Source organism: Arthrobacter jinronghuae (assembly GCF_025244825.1).
Taxonomy (GTDB): Bacteria; Actinomycetota; Actinomycetes; order Actinomycetales; family Micrococcaceae; genus Arthrobacter_B; species Arthrobacter_B jinronghuae.
In genome coordinates, this window is sequence record NZ_CP104263.1 from 2,520,186 (window position 1) to 2,538,840 (window position 18,655).

General features: G+C 67.2%; 19 protein-coding genes. 10 read left to right on the forward strand and 9 right to left on the reverse strand.

The window, feature by feature from the left end; all coding sequences use genetic code 11:
* Nucleotides 1-126: 126 nt before the first annotated feature.
* From N2K98_RS11825 to N2K98_RS11850, 6 genes are all read left to right on the forward strand, one after another.
* On the forward strand, nucleotides 127-705 hold the full coding sequence (locus tag N2K98_RS11825; RefSeq protein ID WP_227918289.1) for a TetR/AcrR family transcriptional regulator: 579 nt from the start codon (nucleotides 127-129) through the stop codon (nucleotides 703-705).
* Nucleotides 706-811: 106 nt separating this feature from the next.
* Nucleotides 812-1,597 (forward strand): ABC transporter ATP-binding protein, encoded by a 786-nt coding sequence (locus tag N2K98_RS11830; RefSeq protein ID WP_255865194.1) that lies wholly within the window; start codon nucleotides 812-814, stop codon nucleotides 1,595-1,597.
* On the forward strand, nucleotides 1,594-2,313 hold the full coding sequence (locus N2K98_RS11835) for an ABC transporter ATP-binding protein (protein ID WP_255797254.1): 720 nt from the start codon (nucleotides 1,594-1,596) through the stop codon (nucleotides 2,311-2,313). The genes N2K98_RS11830 and N2K98_RS11835 overlap by 4 nt, the downstream gene beginning before the upstream one ends.
* On the forward strand, nucleotides 2,313-3,191 hold the full coding sequence (locus N2K98_RS11840; protein WP_229949550.1) for a branched-chain amino acid ABC transporter permease: 879 nt from the start codon (nucleotides 2,313-2,315) through the stop codon (nucleotides 3,189-3,191). The genes N2K98_RS11835 and N2K98_RS11840 overlap by 1 nt, the downstream gene beginning before the upstream one ends.
* The gene (locus N2K98_RS11845) at nucleotides 3,188-4,321 is read left to right on the forward strand and encodes a branched-chain amino acid ABC transporter permease (RefSeq protein ID WP_255865193.1); all 1,134 of its coding nucleotides are present in this window, start codon (nucleotides 3,188-3,190) and stop codon (nucleotides 4,319-4,321) included. Before N2K98_RS11840 ends, N2K98_RS11845 begins: the two co-directional genes overlap by 4 nt.
* Nucleotides 4,318-5,598 (forward strand): ABC transporter substrate-binding protein, encoded by a 1,281-nt coding sequence (locus N2K98_RS11850; RefSeq protein ID WP_255865192.1) that lies wholly within the window; start codon nucleotides 4,318-4,320, stop codon nucleotides 5,596-5,598. Before N2K98_RS11845 ends, N2K98_RS11850 begins: the two co-directional genes overlap by 4 nt.
* A gap of 112 nt (nucleotides 5,599-5,710) precedes the next feature.
* On the opposite strand, the gene N2K98_RS11855 is transcribed toward N2K98_RS11850, so the two are convergent.
* From N2K98_RS11855 to N2K98_RS11865, 3 genes are all read right to left on the reverse strand, one after another.
* On the reverse strand, nucleotides 5,711-6,163 hold the full coding sequence (locus N2K98_RS11855) for a MaoC family dehydratase (protein WP_255865191.1): 453 nt from the start codon (nucleotides 6,161-6,163) through the stop codon (nucleotides 5,711-5,713).
* Nucleotides 6,164-6,165: 2 nt separating this feature from the next.
* Nucleotides 6,166-6,939 carry a 3-oxoacyl-ACP reductase FabG gene (gene fabG, locus N2K98_RS11860; protein WP_255865190.1) on the reverse strand — a complete coding sequence of 258 codons (774 nt, stop codon included), beginning with the start codon at nucleotides 6,937-6,939 and terminating at the stop codon, nucleotides 6,166-6,168.
* Nucleotides 6,940-7,047: 108 nt separating this feature from the next.
* A complete protein-coding gene (locus tag N2K98_RS11865; protein ID WP_255865256.1) occupies nucleotides 7,048-8,022 on the reverse strand; it encodes a GlxA family transcriptional regulator in 975 nt (324 codons plus the stop codon).
* 92 nt (nucleotides 8,023-8,114) lie between these two features.
* On the opposite strand from N2K98_RS11865, the gene N2K98_RS11870 reads away from it, so the two are divergent.
* The 3 genes from N2K98_RS11870 to hrpA all read left to right on the forward strand — a co-directional run bounded on the left by N2K98_RS11870 (nucleotide 8,115) and on the right by hrpA (nucleotide 13,266).
* Nucleotides 8,115-8,258 carry a hypothetical protein gene (locus N2K98_RS11870; protein WP_255865189.1) on the forward strand — a complete coding sequence of 48 codons (144 nt, stop codon included), beginning with the start codon at nucleotides 8,115-8,117 and terminating at the stop codon, nucleotides 8,256-8,258.
* A gap of 87 nt (nucleotides 8,259-8,345) precedes the next feature.
* Nucleotides 8,346-9,344, forward strand: coding sequence for a helix-turn-helix transcriptional regulator (locus tag N2K98_RS11875; RefSeq protein WP_255865188.1), 999 nt, complete (start codon nucleotides 8,346-8,348; stop codon nucleotides 9,342-9,344).
* A gap of 13 nt (nucleotides 9,345-9,357) precedes the next feature.
* Entirely contained in the window at nucleotides 9,358-13,266 is a 3,909-nt protein-coding gene (gene hrpA / locus N2K98_RS11880) for an ATP-dependent RNA helicase HrpA (protein ID WP_255865187.1), read from the forward strand.
* 33 nt (nucleotides 13,267-13,299) lie between these two features.
* Here hrpA and N2K98_RS11885 read toward each other — a convergent pair whose 3' ends face one another.
* The 3 genes from N2K98_RS11885 to N2K98_RS11895 form a co-directional block, all read right to left on the reverse strand.
* Nucleotides 13,300-13,728, reverse strand: coding sequence for an HIT family protein (locus N2K98_RS11885; RefSeq protein ID WP_255797245.1), 429 nt, complete (start codon nucleotides 13,726-13,728; stop codon nucleotides 13,300-13,302).
* A gap of 93 nt (nucleotides 13,729-13,821) precedes the next feature.
* The gene (locus N2K98_RS11890) at nucleotides 13,822-14,688 is read right to left on the reverse strand and encodes a sulfurtransferase (RefSeq protein WP_255865186.1); all 867 of its coding nucleotides are present in this window, start codon (nucleotides 14,686-14,688) and stop codon (nucleotides 13,822-13,824) included.
* On the reverse strand, nucleotides 14,688-15,347 hold the full coding sequence (locus N2K98_RS11895) for an MBL fold metallo-hydrolase (protein WP_255865185.1): 660 nt from the start codon (nucleotides 15,345-15,347) through the stop codon (nucleotides 14,688-14,690). The genes N2K98_RS11890 and N2K98_RS11895 overlap by 1 nt, the downstream gene beginning before the upstream one ends.
* Nucleotides 15,348-15,479: 132 nt before the next feature.
* Here N2K98_RS11895 and N2K98_RS11900 point away from each other — a divergent pair, with 132 nt between their 5' ends.
* Nucleotides 15,480-15,911 carry a Fur family transcriptional regulator gene (locus N2K98_RS11900; RefSeq protein WP_255865184.1) on the forward strand — a complete coding sequence of 144 codons (432 nt, stop codon included), beginning with the start codon at nucleotides 15,480-15,482 and terminating at the stop codon, nucleotides 15,909-15,911.
* Here N2K98_RS11900 and N2K98_RS11905 read toward each other — a convergent pair.
* From N2K98_RS11905 to N2K98_RS11915, 3 genes are read right to left on the reverse strand one after another with little or no spacing between them, the layout of a single operon-like run.
* Entirely contained in the window at nucleotides 15,908-16,795 is an 888-nt protein-coding gene (locus N2K98_RS11905; RefSeq protein ID WP_255797241.1) for a metal ABC transporter permease, read from the reverse strand. The two genes, N2K98_RS11900 and N2K98_RS11905, sit on opposite strands and share 4 nt — an antisense overlap.
* Nucleotides 16,782-17,582, reverse strand: coding sequence for a metal ABC transporter ATP-binding protein (locus tag N2K98_RS11910; RefSeq protein WP_229949956.1), 801 nt, complete (start codon nucleotides 17,580-17,582; stop codon nucleotides 16,782-16,784). Before N2K98_RS11910 ends, N2K98_RS11905 begins: the two co-directional genes overlap by 14 nt.
* A gap of 26 nt (nucleotides 17,583-17,608) precedes the next feature.
* Nucleotides 17,609-18,586, reverse strand: a complete 978-nt coding sequence (locus tag N2K98_RS11915; RefSeq protein ID WP_255865183.1) for a metal ABC transporter solute-binding protein, Zn/Mn family — start codon at nucleotides 18,584-18,586, stop codon at nucleotides 17,609-17,611.
* Between the last annotated feature and the right edge of the window lie 69 nt (nucleotides 18,587-18,655).

The following is an 18,655-nucleotide window of genomic DNA, read 5'->3' on the forward strand; positions in this document are numbered from 1 at the left end:
CGGCCGGAATTCTTTCGGCCAAACCCTTGCGCCGGCCTCCCCCTTCGGGGTTATGGTGTTCGCACATACCAACCGGTCGGTTCCTACCGCCGGTCCGCACCACGAGAAATCCGGACACCACCCCGCATGAAGACCCTGAACATCAAAGAAGAGCTCGCACGGACCTCCGTGGAGCTTTTCGCGCGGCACGGCTACGCAAAAACGAGCGTGCAGCAGATCGTCGACGCGGCCGGGGTGACAAAAGGCGCGCTCTATCACTACTTCAATTCCAAAGACGACCTGCTCTTTGACATCTATGACCGCATCCTGACCCTCCAGCGCGAGCACCTGACCGAGATCATCGGACGGGGGCTGCCGGCAGTTGAAACCATGCGCCTGGTCTGTGAAGACGTGATCATGACGTCCATCGACTGGATCCGTGAAGGATCCGTGTTCTTCCGCTCCCAGCACATGCTCAGCGAGGACCGCCAGGAGGAAGTGAAGCGGAGGCGACGCGAATACAACGAGGCGTTCACCGCCCTCTTGGTCCGCGGCCAGTCCGACGGCGTCTTCCGCACCGATATTCCGATTCCGGTGCTGGCTGCCAACTTCTTCTCCGACCCGCACTATCTCTCGTACTGGTACTCCCCCGGCGGGTCCATCAGCCGCGAACAGGCGGCCGCCCAGCTGACCGACCTTTACCTGGCCGGACTGCAGGCAAAGTAACCGACTTACCGCACCACGGCACCTCCTCAATACAGCACCACCGCACCTCCCGCACCACCTTCAAGGCAGCACCATGCAAGGTAAGAGCAGAGACGATGGAGTACTCATGCAGGAGCAACATACCGACCGGTCGGAACCGCCGCGTCTCCGCTTGGACGGCATCACCGTCCGGTTCGGCGGCCTCACGGCGCTGGACTCGGTGTCCCTGGACATCCCCGCAGGCAGGATCGTGGGGGTCATGGGTCCCAACGGAGCAGGAAAGACCACTCTGTTCAACGTCATCTGCGGGGTGTTCCCGCCCACGGAGGGCAGCCTGGAGCTGGATGGACAAGGCTTTACCCCTCGTCCGCACAACCTGACCCGCTCCGGCGTCGCACGCACCCTGCAGGGGCTCGGTCTGTTCCCCGGGCTGACCGCGCTGCAGAATGTCACGGCAGGTCTGGCTGCCGGATCCCGCGGGGGCCTCGACCTCCTGGCCCTGCCCGGCGCCGTCCGCAGGGAAGCCCGGCTCGCAGAGCGGTCGATGCAAGCACTGGAGGCCCTCGGCATCGGCGGGTACGCCGCGTCCCTGTCCGACACCCTTCCCTACGGCATCCGCAAAAAGGTGGCCCTGGCCCGGGCGCTGGTCAGCGAACCGAGGCTGCTGCTGCTGGATGAACCTGCCGGCGGGCTTAGCCACGACGATATTGAGGAACTGGCTTCCATCATCCGCACCGTGCCCGGCGACGGGTGTTCGGTGGTGCTGGTAGAACACCACGTGGACCTGGTCATGGACGTCTGCGACCGCATCGCCGTACTGGACTTCGGCCGCCTGATCGCCGAAGGAACACCGGCCGAAATCGGTGCCGATCCCGCCGTCGCAGATGCCTACCTGGGAGTTGAGGTGGCATGACCGCCGCACTGGTATTGGAAGGCGTCAGTGCGGGTTACGGCGCCGTCCGGGTGCTGCACGGGATCGACCTTTCGGTGGCGGAAGGCTCCATCACCACCGTCGTAGGGGCCAACGGGGCCGGCAAGACCACCCTCCTGCGGACCATCACCGGCCAGCTGCGGCCCTCGGCCGGCAGCATCCGCATCAAAGATGGAAAGGACCTGACCCGGGTACCGGTCGAGGACATGGTGCGCCACGGCGTCGCACTGGTTCCCGAAGGCCGCGGCGTCATCACCGAACTGACGGTGGATGAAAACCTGCGCCTGGGCGGGCTGTGGCGGAAGGACCGTAAGGCAGCGGATGAGGTGCTCACCGGGATGTACGAACTCTTCGAGCCCCTTGCCCGACGCCGGAAGGCTGCCGGACACCAGCTCTCGGGCGGCGAGCGCCAGATGCTTGCGCTGGGGCGGGCCCTGATGGCCGCACCGTCGCTCCTCCTGCTGGACGAGCCGTCCCTGGGACTGGCCCCCAAGGTGACCGCACAGATCCTGGGCATGCTGCGCCGCCTCCGCGACGACACCGGCCTGACCGTACTGCTGATCGAGCAGAACGTCCGGAGTGCACTCGCTGTCGCGGACCACGGGGTAGTGCTCAACCTCGGCCGCATTGTCGCCTCACGGCCGGCGGCCGAGCTGGCCGAAGACACCGACCTCCGCCACACCTACCTGGGGTTCTAATGGACAGATTTCTTTTCCTCACCTTTGACGGCCTCGCCCGCGGCGCGGTCCTCGCTGCCTTCGCGCTCTCCCTGGTGCTGATCTGGCGTGCAGCCCGGATCGTGAACTTTGCGCAGGGCGCGATGGCGGTGGCGGCAACCTACATTGCCTTCACGGTCACCGCCCTCACCGGAAGCTACTGGGCCGGACTCGCCGCTGCCCTCGTAGCGGGTTTCCTCATCGGAGCCCTGGTGGAACGCGGCGTCATGCGCTTCGTGGGCAACAGTTCCGCCCTGAACCCGGTCATTGCCGGGCTGGGCCTGCTGATGCTGATCCAGGCCATTTTGGGCATGGTGTTCGGGAACAGCTACCGGACCATGGTGACGCCGTTCAGCTCAAACCCGGTGGAGATCTTCGGCATTACCGTCTTCTCCTCCTATGACCTCTTCGTCTTTGCCTGCATAGCCCTTTTGGTAGGCGGACTGGTCCTGCTGTTCACCAAGACGCCCCTGGGACTGCGGCTGCGGGCCTCCGCCTTCGCCCCGGACCTGGCCCGGCTCCTCGGCGTGCGGACCTCGCGGATGCTCACCCTGGGCTGGGCCATGTCCTCCGCCCTGGGCGCGCTCGCCGCCCTGTTGGTCATTCCCACCGAGCTGGGACTCAATCCGCATGCCGCGGACACGGTCTTCGTTTATGCGTTCACCGTTGCCGTCATCGGCGGACTGGACTCCCCCGCCGGTGCCGTGCTGGGCGGACTGGCCGTGGGGGTGCTGCTGAGCTGGGTCAGCGGCTACGGGGGCGCCACCCTGGCGCCCATCGCCATCCTGCTCCTGCTGCTGGCCGTACTGCTGGTCCGCCCCGGCGGAATCTTCTCGATGACCAAGGAGCGAACGGTATGAGCGTCACCAAGCGGTATGGCTTTGCCGGGGCCGCAATGGTCCTGCTGATCGGACTGACGTTTGTCATCCCGTCGTTCTCCTCGTACCAGCTCGCCACTGCCTGCGCCTACCTGTGCGGGATCGCCGGGCTCACCCTGCTGACGGGCGCCGGAGGCCAGCTGTCCCTTGGGCAGGCGGCCCTCATGGCTGCCGGAGCCTACAGCTACGCGTTAACCGCCAATACAATGGCCGACGCCGGCACGGAGGGCCCGCTGCTGCTCCTGGTGCCGCTGGCCGCAGCTGTCATCGGTGCAGCCGTCCTCGGCCTGGTGATCGGACTCGCGGCCGGGCGGCTTCACGGCCCCTATCTGGCCGGCTTCACCATGGCGCTGGTGGTGGCCCTTCCCGCGGTCACCAGCACGTTCTCCTCGGTGCTTGGCGGAGACCAGGGGTTGTGGATCACCGTGGAAAAACGCCCGGCCTCGCTGCGCGGCATTGTGTCCAATGAAGCATGGCAGGCGTGGCTCGCCGTCGTCTGCTCCGTCCTGGTCCTGACCCTGCTGGCGAACCTGCTGCACGGACGCTTCGGCCGGCACCTGCGGGCCGTGCGGGACAACCCAGTGGCGGCGGCGCTCGCCGGCATCAACCCGGCCCGCACCAAAGTCACGGCCTTCGTCATCAGCTCCGCCGCGGCAGGGATGGGCGGCGGCCTGCTGGCGTACACCACGCAGAGTGCCGGTCCAGGGGCCTACTCACTGGTGTTCTCCCTCTTCCTGCTTATGGCCGCCGTGGTCGGCGGCATCGGTTCCCTGACCGGAGCAGTCTGGGGCGCCGTGCTCCTGGTTGCCCTGCCGCACCTGATCAGCACGGCCACTTCCCGGCTCGAACTGTCCACGGACCTTGCCCAGCGGCTGGACGGCAACCTTGCGGTTGCCATCTTCGGACTGGTCCTGGTCCTCGTGGTGCTGCTTGCCCCGCAGGGCATCCAGGGCCTGCTGGTCCGGGCCGGCCGCCGGCTGGGTCAGGCCCGTTCCGTTTCCGTTCCGCCGCAGTCCGCAAAATCCGCACCGTCACCAGCATCCAGTACACCCACCCGGTTATCCGCCCGGCATGAGCCCGAGCAGCTACCGGCAACCCCGAAAGGTCAATGATGATCCGTTCCAAGCTCCGACTGGGCACCGCCGTCCTTGCAGCCGCTGCCCTCGGCCTGGCCTCATGCGCTTCACCGGACGAAGGAGGCGAGGCAGCCGCCGAAGATGTTCCCGGAATCACCGACACCACCGTCACCGTCGGTACCCACCAGCCGCTCACCGGACCGGCAGCGGCCGGCTACTCCACGATTTCACCGGCCACGAAGGCATACTTCGATTACGTCAACGACAACGGCGGAGTCAACGGCCGCACCATTGAGTACATCGTGAAGGATGACGGCTACAACCCCGCCAACACCCAGACGGCGGTACGCGAGATGGTGCTCCAGGACGAGGTCTTCGCCCTCGTGGGCGGACTCGGCACGCCGCCGCACAGCGCTGTCCTGGATTTCGTAAACGACAACGAGGTGCCGGATCTCTTCGTGGCTTCCGGCAGCCCCACCTGGAACCAACCCGAGGACTACCCGTATACCTACGGTTTCATGGTGGACTACCCCACCGAGTCACGGATCCTCGCCACCTATGCGCAGGAAGAGTTCCCGGACAAGACCTACTGCTTCTTCGGCCAGGATGATGACTTCGGCGAGGAATTCCAGGCGGGGCTTGAAGCGGTGCTCGGAGAGGACGGCCTGGCCGACACCCAGGTCTACTCAACGGCCAATACCGATGTCGCGGCGCAGATCAGTGCGATGAAGGAAGCCGGCTGCGAAGTTAACTTCCTGGCAACCATCAACGGCTTCAGTGCCCAGGCAGTGGGGACGGCGGCGAAACTCGGCTACTTCCCGCAGTGGATGGCTTCCTCGGCCGGCGGGGATTTCAACACCCTGTCCGGCTATCTGGGCGAGAACACGAACAAGCTGCTGCAGGGCTTCGTCAGCGCCAACTACCTCCCGGGCTATTCGGACACCGAGGACGAGTGGACGGCAAAATTCTCCGAAATCAACGAGGAGTACAACGCCGGGGCTCCGTTTGACGGCAACACCATTTTCGGAATGTCCATCGGCTACCTCTTCGTTGAGGCGCTCAAGGAAGCCGGGGAGAACCCGACCCGGGAATCCCTGCTCGAAGCACTCGAATCCGGCAACGTCACCGGCAACGGCCACGCACCGCTGGGCTTCGGCGAAGACAGCCACCAGGGGTACACCGGAGCAATGCTGACCCGGGTGGACAACGGCGTGCAGTCCTACTTCGGGACCCCGTTCGTGGTAACAGGTGACGAGGTGGAGGAATACACCGAAGAACGGCCTGCCATGCCGGCAGACGGCCTGCCCGAGTAGGGCCGCGCCGGCCGGGTAGGGGCCGCGCCGGCCGGCACGCAACCAGCCCAATCAACACGAGGGCCCGTCCAACCGGACGGGCCCTCGTCTCTGTTGCAGTGCCGCAGGCTAGCTAGCCCAGCACGTAAAGCGAAATCGACTCCGCGACGCAGGCAGGTTTGTCCACGCCCTCTATCTCGATGCTGACCAGGAGTTTGACCCGCACGCCCTGCGCCACGGTCTCTACCGAGGCGATCTCCGACCGGGCACGGACACGGCTGCCCACCGGCACCGGATGCGGGAAACGCACCCGGTCCAGGCCGTAGTTCACGCCCATCACCATGCCGTCCACGCGGAACCGGCCGGAGGCGAGCGCCGGCAGCAGGGCCAGGCTCAGATAGCCGTGCGCAATGGTGCCGCCGAAGGGCCCCTCGGCAGCCCGTTCGGGATCCACATGGATCCACTGGTGGTCATCAGTGGCCTTGGCGAACAGGTTCACCCGCTCCTGGTCAATGAGGACCCACTCGCTGGTCTCCTGGCGCCCGACTGCTTCCCCGAGTTCCTGCACGGAACCGAAATGGGCCATCGCTAGGCCTTCGGTCCGCCGGCGACGTAGAGCACCTGTCCGGAAACGAACGAGGCCTCCTCGCGGGCAAAGAAGGACGCCGCCGCAGCTATGTCCGCCGGGGTCCCGGCCCGCCCCACGGGGATTTCCTTCGCCGCATGCGCCACGAAGTCTTCGAACGGCACTCCCACGCGTTCCGCCGTCGCCCGTGTCATGTCCGTCTGGATGAAGCCGGGGGCAATCGCATTGACTGTGACGTTGTAGCGGCCCAGTTCGATGGCCAGTGTCTTGGTGAAGCCCTGGATGCCTGCCTTGGCCGCGGCGTAATTCGCCTGGCCGCGGTTGCCGAGGGCGGAGGTGCTCGAGAGGTTGATGATGCGCCCCCATTTCTGCTGCACCTGATGCGCCTGCACCGCCCGGCTCATGAGGAACGCTCCGCGCAGGTGCACTCCCATCACGGCGTCCCAGTCCGTGTCCGTCATCTTGAACAGCAGGTTGTCCCGGAGGATGCCGGCGTTGTTGACCAGGATGGTGGGCGCCCCCAGCTCCCCGGCGATGCGGCCCACCGCCTGCTCGACGGCGGCGGCATCGGCGACGTCGGCGCCTACACCCACGGCCTTGCCGCCGGAGTTGTTGATGGCCTCCACGGTGGCGGCCGTGTCCTCCTCCCGCAGATCAAGGACGGCAACGCGGTGTCCGTCCGCTGCGAGCCGCATCGCGACCGCGGCGCCGATCCCGCGTCCTGCTCCGGTGACGACGGCGGTGCGCTGGTCCAAGGGTGCTGGTGCCTCTGTCATGTCTCTCCTGCCGGTGGCGGCAGCCCACTCGGTGTGTGCTGCGTCTCTTTTGCCGAGGGTACCGACCGGACGGTACGGGCGCAACGGCAGGGCAGCACGCCCGCGGGCTCAGCGCGGCTGCCGTGCGGCCACACCGCGGAAGGTCCGGCGGTAGGCGGCAGGGCTGGCTCCTACATCCCGATGGAAGTGGTGACGCAGCAGTTCAGGCTGGCCGAATCCGGAGGCCCGAGCCACCTCATCAATGCTGAGATCCGTATCCTCCAGCAGTTCCTGCGCGTAAAGCACCCGCTGTGCGTTGATCCAAGCGGCCGGAGTTGTCCCGGTTTCGGCCCGGAAACGGCGTGCGAAGGTCCGCGGCGACATGGCGGCCCGGGACGCCAGGTCCTTCACGCTGTGCTCCTGCGCGAGGTGTTCCCCGATCCATTCCAGTACCGGCTCAAGGGTTTCGCATGAACCGTCAGGGACCGCACGGTCAATGTACTGCGCCTGTCCCCCGTCCCGGTGGGGAGGCACCACCATGTCGCGGGCGATGGCAGCGGCGATCTTCGCCCCGCATTCAATCCGGACCAGATGCAGCGCCGCATCAATGCCGGCAGCGGTGCCGGCGCTGGTGATGATGTTCCCGTCCCGGACGTACAGCACATCCGCATCCACCTGGACGGCCGGGTAGCGGGCAGCCATCTCCGCCGAGTACATCCAATGCGTGGTGGCCCGGCGTCCGTCCAGCAACCCGGCTTCGGCGAGGCGGAAGGCGCCCGTACAGATGCTCATCACCCAGGCACCGCGCTGATGGGCGCGGCGCAGCACGTCCAGGACCCGGGGATCGGTTTCCGCCGCGTTGTCCCCCGCAGGAGCCATCACCACGAGGTCCGCATCCTCCGCTGCCTTAAGCCCGGAGTCCACCGTGATGCTGAACCCGGCCTTAGTGGACACCAGGCCCGGTTCCGGAGTGCACAGCCGGAAATCGAACGCGGGGACTCCACCGCCCCGCTGCGAACGGTCAATGCCGAACACCTCGACCATGACGCCGAACTCGAACGGCGCGACACCGTCCAGCACTATTACCGCTACGGATCGAAGCATGCCGTAAGTGTGCTCCTCCAGTGGCAGGATTTCTACGGTAATGGGCATTCCTGCCACTTATTCTCCGGCAGGACCAGCGCCAGCATGGAGTCATGGTTATTGTGCTCTTAATCCTCGCCGCCGCTATTGCGTTGGCACTCGTCCTCCGCGCCACCGTCCGTGCATTGTCCAATGACGGTTACGGCCACCTCCCCAGCGTCCCGTCCCACCGGTCCTGGGACGGCACCGTGTACTGACCCGGCTACTCCCCCGCCTGCGGGTGATACGGGCAGATTTTCCAATCAGGACAGCTTTCGACCGCATTGACGCGTAGTTTTGATTCCATGTTGGAGACTTCCGCACGGCTCCTGCAGCTGCTTTCGCTGCTGCAGCTGCGGCGCGAGTGGACCGGGGCAGCGCTCGCGGAACGGTTGTCCATCACCGAACGCACGGTGCGCCGGGACATCGGCAAGCTGCGCACGCTCGGCTATCCCATCTCGGCGTCCCCGGGCATTGCCGGCGGCTACCAGCTCGGTGCCGGAGCGCAGCTTCCGCCGCTGCTGCTCGACGACGACGAGGCCCTCGCCGTCGCACTCGGACTTGCCGCGGTGGCCACGGGACCCGTGACCGGAATCGGGGAAGCCTCGGTCCGGGCGCTGGCGAAGCTCGAACAGGTCCTGCCCGGGCGGCTCCGCCCCAAGTTCTCGGCCCTGCGCCAGTCCGTCTCCACGCTGGCCGGGCCGCAGGGCGGCGTCGACCCGGAGATCCTCACCGCCTTTTCCGCCGGCATCACCGAGCACCGGGTCCTGAGTTTCCGTTACACCGCAGCCGACGGCGGTTCCGGCCGCCGGATCGTGGAACCCTACCGGCTGGTCGGCACCGGCAGGCGCTGGTACGCCGTCGCCTGGGACCTGGACCGCTCTGACTGGCGGACCTTCCGGGTGGACCGCTGCACCAGCACCCCCGCCCCGCGCGAGCGGTTCACGCCCCGGCCCCTGCCGGCCCGGGACCTCGCCGCCTACGTCCAGGAATCGATTACCCGCAACCCCTACCGCTACTCGGTGGTGGTGCGGCTGGCCGCTCCGCTGGCGGCGGTCGCCGAACGGGTGCCGCCGGATGTGGCCAGCCTCGAAGCGGACGGCCCCGGGCACACCATTGTGCGCGGCGGCTGGGATTCCCTGGACCTCCCCCTGATCAACCTGACCGCCTGGGGCGTGCCCTTCGAGATCCTCGACCCGCCGGAGATGCGGGAGCGGGCCCGCCGCGCCGTCTCCCTGCTGCAGCGCGCCGTCGAAATCCCGCCCACGGCGGAATCCGGAAAGACCGTCCGGCCAAGCCACTAGACTGGTGGCAATCATGGCACTGACAATTTCCTATCCCGAACAGCTGCCCGTTTCCGAGCGCCGCGAAGACATCATGGCAGCGATTGCCGCCAACCAGGTCACCGTCATCGCGGGCGAAACCGGGTCCGGAAAAACCACGCAGATTCCGAAGATGTGCCTGGAACTGGGCCTGGCCGAGAACGGCCTGATCGGGCACACCCAGCCCCGGCGGCTTGCCGCGCGCACCGTCGCCGAGCGGATCGCCTCCGAGCTCGACGTCGAGCTCGGCGAGGAGGTGGGCTTCCAGGTCCGCTTCACCGGTGAGACCGGCCGGAAAACCAAGGTCAAGCTGATGACCGACGGCATCCTGCTGGCCGAAATCCGGCATGATCCGAAGCTGAAGAAGTACAGCACCATCATCATCGATGAGGCCCACGAACGCAGCCTGAATATCGACTTCATCCTCGGGTACCTGCGCCGGCTGCTGCCCCAGCGCCCGGACCTGAAGGTCATCATTACCTCGGCCACCATCGATCCGCAGCGGTTCGCCGAGCATTTCGCGCTCAACGGCACCCCGGCGCCCATCATCGAGGTGTCCGGCCGGACCTTCCCGGTGGAGATCCGCTACCGCCCGCTGAACCAGCCGGCGGACGGTGGCAGCGATGAAGACGGCATGGACGACGAGCTGGAAGAAGACCGGGACCCGGTGGACGCCGTCTGTGACGCCGTCGACGAGCTCTCCCGCGAGGCGCCCGGCGACGTCCTGGTGTTCTTCTCGGGCGAGCGGGAAATCCGTGATGCCGCAGAGGCCCTGCGTTCCTCCGTTTCGCGCAATCCCCGGCTGGCCAATACCGAGATCCTGCCGCTCTTCGCGCGGCTTTCCCTGGCCGAGCAGCACAAGGTCTTTTCCCCGGGCCGGAACCGCCGGATTGTCCTGGCCACCAACGTTGCCGAGACCTCCCTGACGGTCCCCGGCATCAAATACGTCATCGACACCGGCACGGCCCGCATCTCGCGCTATTCCCACCGCACCAAGGTCCAACGGCTTCCGATCGAGCGGATCTCCCAGGCCTCGGCCAACCAGAGGTCAGGCCGCTGCGGACGCGTTTCCGACGGCATCGCCATCCGACTGTATTCGCAGGAGGACTTCGAGTCCCGGCCCGAATTCACGGATCCCGAAATCCTGCGCACCAACCTCGCCGCCGTGATCCTGCAGATGGCGGCCATGGGCGTGGCCAAGGGGCCCAAGGACGTTGCCGATTTCCCGTTCGTCCAGCCGCCGGATTCCAAGGCAATCAACGACGGCGCCGTGCTGCTGCGCGAACTCGGGGCATTGCACCCCCAGGGCGGAATCACCGAGGTAGGCCGCAAGCTGTCGCAGCTTCCGGTGGATCCCCGGCTGGGCCGGATGATCGTTGAAGCCGGCAACCGCGGCTGCACCAAGGAAGTCATGGTGCTCACTGCCGCCCTGACCATTCAGGATCCGCGCGAGCGTCCCTCCAAGGATGATCCCGCCCGGGCACAGAAGGCCGCCGAAACGCACAAGCGGTTCGTGGACGAGAACTCGGACTTCACCGGCTTCCTGAACCTGTGGCGCTATGTGGAGGAAAAGCAGAAGGAGCTCTCCTCCTCGGCCTTCCGCCGACTGTGCAAGAACGAGTTCCTGAACTTCCTGCGCATCCGTGAATGGCAGGACCTGTTTGCCCAGCTGCGCCAGCTGGCCAAGCCGCTGGGAATCACGCTCGCCCCGGAGCCGGTGGACCCGGTCGGCAAGTACCGGGAGATCCACATGTCCCTGCTGGCCGGCCTGCTCAGCCACATCGGCCTCTACGACCAGCGCAAGCGCGAATACGCCGGTGCACGCGGTACCCGGTTCGCGGTGTTCCCGGGCTCTGCGTTGTTCAAGAAGTCCCCGGACTGGGTGATGGCCGCCGAACTCGTGGAAACCTCGCGCCTGTGGGCGCGGGTGGCAGCGAAGTTCGATCCGCTGTGGGCCGAGGAAGTGGCCCCTCACCTGGTCAAGCGCAGCTACAGCGAACCGCACTGGTCCAAGAGCCGCGGAGCCGTGATGGCTTACGAGAAGGTCACCCTCTACGGCGTACCCGTGGTTCCGCAGCGCAGCATCAACTACGGCCGCATCGACCCGGTGCTCTCCCGCGAGATGTTCATCCGCCACGCCCTGGTCGAAGGCGACTGGCGTACGCACCACAAGTTCTTCCACCGCAACCAGGCACTGCTGGCCGAGGTGGAGGAGCTGGAGAACCGGGTCCGGCGCCGCGGGCTGCGCGTGGATGACGAAACCCTCTTCGAGTTCTACGACGAGCGGGTGGGCGCCGACGTCGTGTCCGAGCGGCACTTCGACAAGTGGTGGAAGCACGCCCGGCACGAAAACCCGTCCCTGCTGGACTTCGACCCGGACGCCCTGCGCACGGACGATGCCGAGGGACTCGACGAGAACGACTTCCCGAAGTCCTTCTTCTACGGCTCCTTCGAGCTCCCGCTCACCTACGAATTCACCCCCGGTGTGCCCTCCGCCAACGACGGTGTCACCGTGGAGGTGCCGGTCCTGTTCCTGAACCAGCTCACCCCCGGACCGTTCACCTGGCAGATCCCGGGCCTGCGCGCCGAGCTTATTACGGCCCTGATCAAGTCCCTGCCCAAGGCGGTGCGGAAGAATTTCGTCCCGGCGCCCGACGTCGCCCGCTCGGCTGCCGCTGCGCTGGCTGCGGATTTCGACCCGGCGTCGGACGAGCTGGAACCGTCCCTGGAACTGGTGCTTCGCCGGTTGAAGGGATCCATCATTCCTCCGGGTTCCTGGAACTGGGATGCCGTGCCGGGCCACCTGCGGATGACGTTCACCGTGGTGGATTCCGCCGGCCGGGTGCTGGACGAGGGCAAGGACCTGGCGGCACTGCAGGAGTCCCTGGCCCCGGCCACGCGCCGCGCCATTGCGGAATCCCTCGGCGCCACGCCGTCCACCGTGCAACCGCGCGGCCCCAAGGGCCCCAACGGCAAGGGCAAGGCCGGCACCGGAAACGGCTCGAACAACGGCTCAGCCACCGGTTCCTCCGTGGCAGAGCAGACCGGCCTGACCGAGTGGAGCATCGGCACCTTGGAGAAGCAGGTCCAGCGGCTCGTGGCCGGCCACACCGTGACCGGCTACCCGGCGCTGGTGGACGAAGGCAGCACCGCCGGCGTGCGGATCTTCCAGAGCGCCGGCGAGCAGCAGGCCGCCATGCGCGCCGGCGTCATCCGGCTGCTGGTGCTGCGCGTGCCCAGCCCGGCCAAGTACGTGCTGGAGCACCTGAGCAACACCGAAAAGCTGACCTTCAGCCAGAATCCGCACGGGAGTGTGGCCGCGCTGATCGAGGACTGCACCCTGGCCGCGGTGGACAAGCTCACGCCGGAGAAGCTTCCGTGGACGCGGGCCGAGTTCGACGCACTGTATGAAACGGTGCGGGCCGAACTGATCGATACCGTCTTCACCGTCACGGCGATCGTGGAGAAGATCCTGGCCAGCACCCGGCGGATCACCAAGGCGCTCAAGGGCACCACTTCACTGGCCTTGATCAGTGCCCTGAATGACATCAGGGCGCAGCTGGATGCCCTGGTGTACCCCGGTTTCGTGGCCCGCACCGGATATGCGCAGCTGATGCACCTGCCCCGCTACCTGGCCGGCATTGAACGGCGGCTGGAGAAGCTTCCGGGCAACGTGCAGCGGGACGGCCTCTCCATGGCCGTGGTCCACCGCCTCGAGGACGAGTACGACGACGCCGTGGCGGCACTCGCGCCGGGCCGCGGCACTCCCCCGGAACTCGCGGAGGTCCGCTGGCTGATCGAGGAGCTGCGGATCAGCTTCTTCGCGCAGGAACTGGGAACGGCCCGGACCGTTTCGGAGAAACGGATCCGGACCGCCCTGAATTCGGCGCTGGCTCCGGCCTAGGCCGGGCTTGGAGCCCGGCGCCGGGCCGGAGGCCTAGGCTTCGGGGACGAACTCCCCATGCCCGGCGTCCCGCAGGCCCTGGCGCAGCTTCTCCGCGTTGGCCGCCATCCGCTCGGGGTCCGGGTTGGACTCGGCCCGGCTGAAGTCGAAGTCCTGCATCGAGTCGGCAGGCCAGACGTGCAGGTGAAGGTGGTCCACCTCGAAGCCGGCAATGGTCAGGCCTGCCCGCTCGGAACCGAAAACGGCGACCTGTGCCTGGCCGACGGTCTGCGCCACGGTGATGAGCTTCTGCATCAGCTCCGCCGGTGCGTCCGTCCACTTGTTGATCTCCTCGCGCGGCACCACCAGGGTGTGGCCGTCGCTGAGCGGACCAATGCTCAGGAACGCGACGACGTCGTCGTCCTTCCAGACGAAATGTCCGGGAATCTCGCCGTTGATGATCCGGGTAAAGAGTGTAGGCATGGGTGCTCCTTCAGGTTGTTCCTTGGGCGCGGCGGAGGGCAGGGGTGCCCGCAGCGGCGGAGGAACGGGTCGGCCGGTAAACATGCTTCGACGCTACCCCTTTTCCGGCGGGTTTTCGGGCCGGCCCGGATCGGCGCCGACGGCAGCCGGCGTACCGGGCGTGTTGGACCACTGCGACCAGGAGCCCGGGTAGAGCGCCGCAGTGATGCCGGCCAGCGCCAGTGCGGCGACCTCATGGGAGGCGAAGATACCCGAACCGCAGTACGCGGCAACGGGCCGGTCCGGCCGCACGCCGAGGGCCTCGAAGGCGCGGCCCAGTTCTTCAGGTGCCCGGAAGCTGCCGTCCGGGGTGAGGTTGTCCGTGGAGGGCCGGTTGACTGCTCCCGGGATATGTCCGGCCCGGGGATCCACCGGTTCGGACTCTCCGCGGTAGCGCTCCGGTGCACGGGCGTCGATGAGTGTTCCGTCGGCTGCCACCCGGGCGGCATCCGCCGTCCCGATCACCGGCATGTGCCCCCAGGACAGGTGCACCGTCCCGGGCTCCGGCTGCACCGGACCGCTTTCCAGCGGCAGTCCTGCCCCGCGCCAGGCCGCGAGGCCGCCGTCGAGCAGGAACACGTCCTCCTCGCCGGCGTGCCGCAGCAGCCACCAGGCGCGGGCGGCGGACGTGCCCGCGGCGTCGTCGTACACCACCACCGTGTCCCCGTCGTTCAGGCCCCAGCGGCGGGCGGCCTCGGTGAAGGCGGCGGGATCCGGCAGCGGATGCCTCCCCTCCCCGGGGACGGCGGGGGCCGAAAGTTCGGTGTCCATATCCACGTACACCGCACCGGGCAGATGTTCGTGCAGGTACTTTTCCCTGCCGTCGGCGGCGCCCAGGACCCAGCGCACATCCAGCAGCACGGGCGGGCGCTCCGCTCCGAGGCGTTCGTGCAGCTGCTGCGGGGAGATCAGGACCTCCATTACAGGTCCACGGTTTCCCCGGCGTCCAGGTGCCGGAACTCGGTGCCGTAAACCTTGCCGAACCGGGTCACGTGCCCCTCGACCATCCCCAGTCCCCGCTCGTTCAGGAGCCCCTCGTGGATGGGGTAGGCCCGCTCCGCACCGGTGGCAATGACGAAGTCGATGACCTCCCCCGCCTTGGACCAGGGTGCATGGACCGGCACCAGCACGGTCCGCGGCCGCAGCCCGTTGGGGACCACGAACGAATCCCCCGGGTGGTAGACCCGGCCCTCCACGAGGTAGCCGATGTTGGCCACCAGGGGAATCAGCGGATGGATCAGGGCGTGCTGGCCGCCGAAGGACTGGATGCCGAAACCCGCAACCGTGAAGCTGGTGTTGGGCTCGACGTCGTGGATGCGGCCGGCCACCTCCGGTCCGGCTTCCTCGCGAAGGAGTGCAGCAAGACCCGCCGGGGCGTGGAGCTCCAGCGACGGCTGCTCCTGCATCGCGGCAAGCACCCGCGGGCGGTCCAGATGGTCTGCGTGCTCGTGGGTCACCAGGATGGCATCGGCATCCTTCAGCGCCGTTTCAACTTCGGAGAAGGTGCCGGGATCCAGCACCAGGACGTGCCCGCCCTGCTCGAAGCGGACACAGGAGTGCGTGAACTTCGTCATTTTCATAGCGCCACCCTACTCCGGGGCCGTCCGGCCGTGCAGGACGGGCGTACCGTGCTGCTGATAATCTTAGGGTTCTATCCATCCCTGCGGCCCCGGCGCCGCCCGCCTGCCGTCCCACCCGCTGGAGGAACATCCGTGTCATCCGAGACATCCCGGACGTCCAAACGCGCACCGGAGCAGCGGGTAACCCGCCAGCGGCTGGCAGTAGGCCGCGCCCTGGACGAACTCAATGACTTCGTCAGCACCCAGGAACTTTTCCGGCTGCTGCGGGAGCGCGGCGAGCGGATCTCCCTGGCTACCGCCTACCGGGTCCTGCAGTCCATGGCGGACGAGAACCTCGTGGACGTGCTGCGGGGCGGCGACGGCGAGGCGCTGTACCGGCGGTGCGCCGTCGAGCACCACCACCATCACCTGGTCTGCCGCGAATGCGGCAAGGCAGTGGAGGTGGAGGCACCCGCGGTGGAGAGCTGGGCTGCGGCCCTGGGCGCCAAGTACGGCTTCACCGAAGTGGCGCACACCGTTGAGGTTTTCGGCCTGTGCCCGGAGTGCAGCGCCCGTAAAGGCTAGGCGGCGGCCGTAGCCGTGTTTGCGCTGAGCTCCCGGCGCCGGTGTCCGCCGCGCATGCGCCGGATAACCCGGCAGACCAGGTAGATCGCGAAGGACACCGTGGTGACGTACGGGCTGATCGGAATCCGGCCGCCCAGCGCCAGCAGGATGCCGCCGACCGAGGAGGCCAGGGCGAAGAGCACGCTCAGGAACACCACCAGCCGCGGCGAGGACGTCACGAGCAGGGCTGCTGCAGCCGGAGTAATCAGCAGGGAAAGCACCAGCAGGGCCCCCACCACCTGGATGGACAGGGCGACGGACAGGCCCAGCAGGAACATAAAAACAATCGACAACGTCCGCACCGGCACGCCGCGGGCCTCTGCGAGGTCCGGGTCCGCACTGGCGAACGTCAGGGGGCGCCAGATGAACAGCAGTGCGGCGACGACGACGGCGGCAACCCCTGCCAGCAGGTTCAGCTGCACGGTATCCACCGCGACGATCTGGCCGGTCAGCAGACCGAACTTGTTGGCTGAGCGGCCTTCATAGAGGCCCAGGAACAGGATGCCCAAACCGAGCCCGAAGGGCATGATGACGCCGATGATCGAGTTCCGGTCGCGGGCCCGCAAGCCCATGACGGCCAGCAGGACGGCCGCCGCCACCGACCCGGCCAGCGAACCGACCACCACGTTCACGCCGATCAGCAGGGCAAAGGACGCCCCGGCAAAGGAGAGCTCGGCAATGCCGTGCACGGCGAAGGCCAGGTCACGCATCAGGACGAAGGTGCCGATCAGCCCGCCGACCAGGCCAAGGATTGCAGCGGCCCAGATGGAATTGCTCACCAGCGGAAGCAGCTCGCCGTAATCGCTGAAATCAAAAACCGCATCGAAGAAACTACGCAGGTCCAAGGTCGCCCTCGCTTTCTCCGTGGTGGTGGGTGGTGGCGTCCGGGATGCCCAGGACCACTATCCGGCCGTGGCTGCGCAGGACTTCGACGCGGCTGCCGTACATTTCCGAGAGCACGTCGCTGCGCAGGACTTCGGCGGGGGTGCCGGTGCGGAACTGTCCGCCGGCCAGGTACAGCACGCGGTCCACGTACTCGATAACGGGATTGATTTCGTGGGTCACGAAGACGACGGCGGCGCCGTCGTCGTGGCAGCGCCGTTCGATCAGGGAGCTGATGGCCTGCTGGTGGTGCAGGTCCAGGGAGAGCAGCGGCTCGTCGCAGAGCAGCAGATCCGGGTTGGTGGCCAGCGCCTGGGCCGCCCGCAGGCGCTGCAGCTCGCCGCCGGAGAGACGCCCCACGGGTTCATCCGCGTAGGACGTTGCCCCCACCTGCTCGAGCAGCCGGTCCACGCGGCGGCGCACCGGCTTTCCGCGCAGCCTCAGGCCCCAGCGGTCGCCGTCGACGCCGAGTCCCACCAGGTCCCGTCCGCGCAGCGGGGTGCCGGGGCTGAAGGATTTCTGCTGCGGGATGTAGCCGATGTCCTTGCTCCCCCGCTGCACGTTGCGGCCGTTGATCGTGACGGTGCCCCCGGTGAGCGGCTGCAGTCCCAGCAGGACCTTCAGGAAACTCGTTTTACCTGATCCGTTGGGGCCGAGGACTGCCAGGAATTCACCGGCATTGATGTCCAGGTCAAGGTTCTTCCACAGGGTACGGTCCCCGTAGGACAGGCCTGCGTCCCGCAGTCGCACCACCGGGGAGGGCTGCCCGGAAGCATTCACTGCAGCACGCTTTCCATGTTGGCTGTGTTATCGGCCATCCACTGCAGGTAGTCCTGGCCCTCGGGAAGGGTTTCGGAGAAGTCCACCACGGGAACATCAGCGTCCACCGCGGCCTGGCGCACCGCTTCCGTCTGGGAGGTGGAGGTCTGCTCGTTGTAGCCCAGGAAGGCAATGGAGCCGCCCGTCACCAGGTCCTGCATTTCCTTCAGTACGTGCGGCGGAACATCCGAGCCTTCCTCGACGGCCTCCGTGAAGTCCGAGGGGGTGGCGTTGTGCAGTCCGGCCGCTTCCACGAGGTAGTCCGGCACCGGTTCGGTCAGGGCGACGTCGCGTCCGCCGGCGGTTTCCCGAAGCGCGGCCAGGGAGGCGTCGATGTCCGCAATGCCGGCATTGAAGTCCGCGGCGTTGCTGCGGAACGTGTCGGCGGCCCCGGCATCCAGCTCGCCGAGGCGTTCCGCGGCGGCGTCGGCAAGCCGGCCCATGGCCTCGGGGCTGTACCAGACGTGTTCGTTGAAGGAGCCGTGGTTATGGCCGTGGTGGTCTTCACCGGCATCGTGGCCCTCTTCATCTTCCGCGGAGTCGGAGTCCTCGAGACCGGAGATCTCGACGGCATTGAGGATGTTCTCTGCGGGGATGCCTTCGTCTGCGGCGAGCTTCTCCAGGAAGGTGTCATAACCGCCGCCGTTGAGCACCACAAGGTCCGCCTTGGAGACCGCGAGCCGGTCCCGCGCTGAGGCCTCGTAGGAGTGCGGGTCCTGGCTGGGCCGGTCAATCAGTGCGGTCACGTCGACGTTGTCGCCGCCGATCCCGGCAAGGATGTTGCCGTAGACATTGGTGGACGCCACCACGCGAACGACGCCGTCGCTGCCGCCGGCTTCACCGCCGTCTCCCCCGTCGGTGCCGCTGCAGCCCGCAAGCGCGAGTGCGGCGGCTGCAAAGACGGTTCCGGCCAGGCGGACGGGAAAGCGGCGCATAAGGTTTGATATCCCTGGGTAGGCGGTTCATGGCGGCGACAATAGGCCCCGGCACCGCCGAAGCTTTTT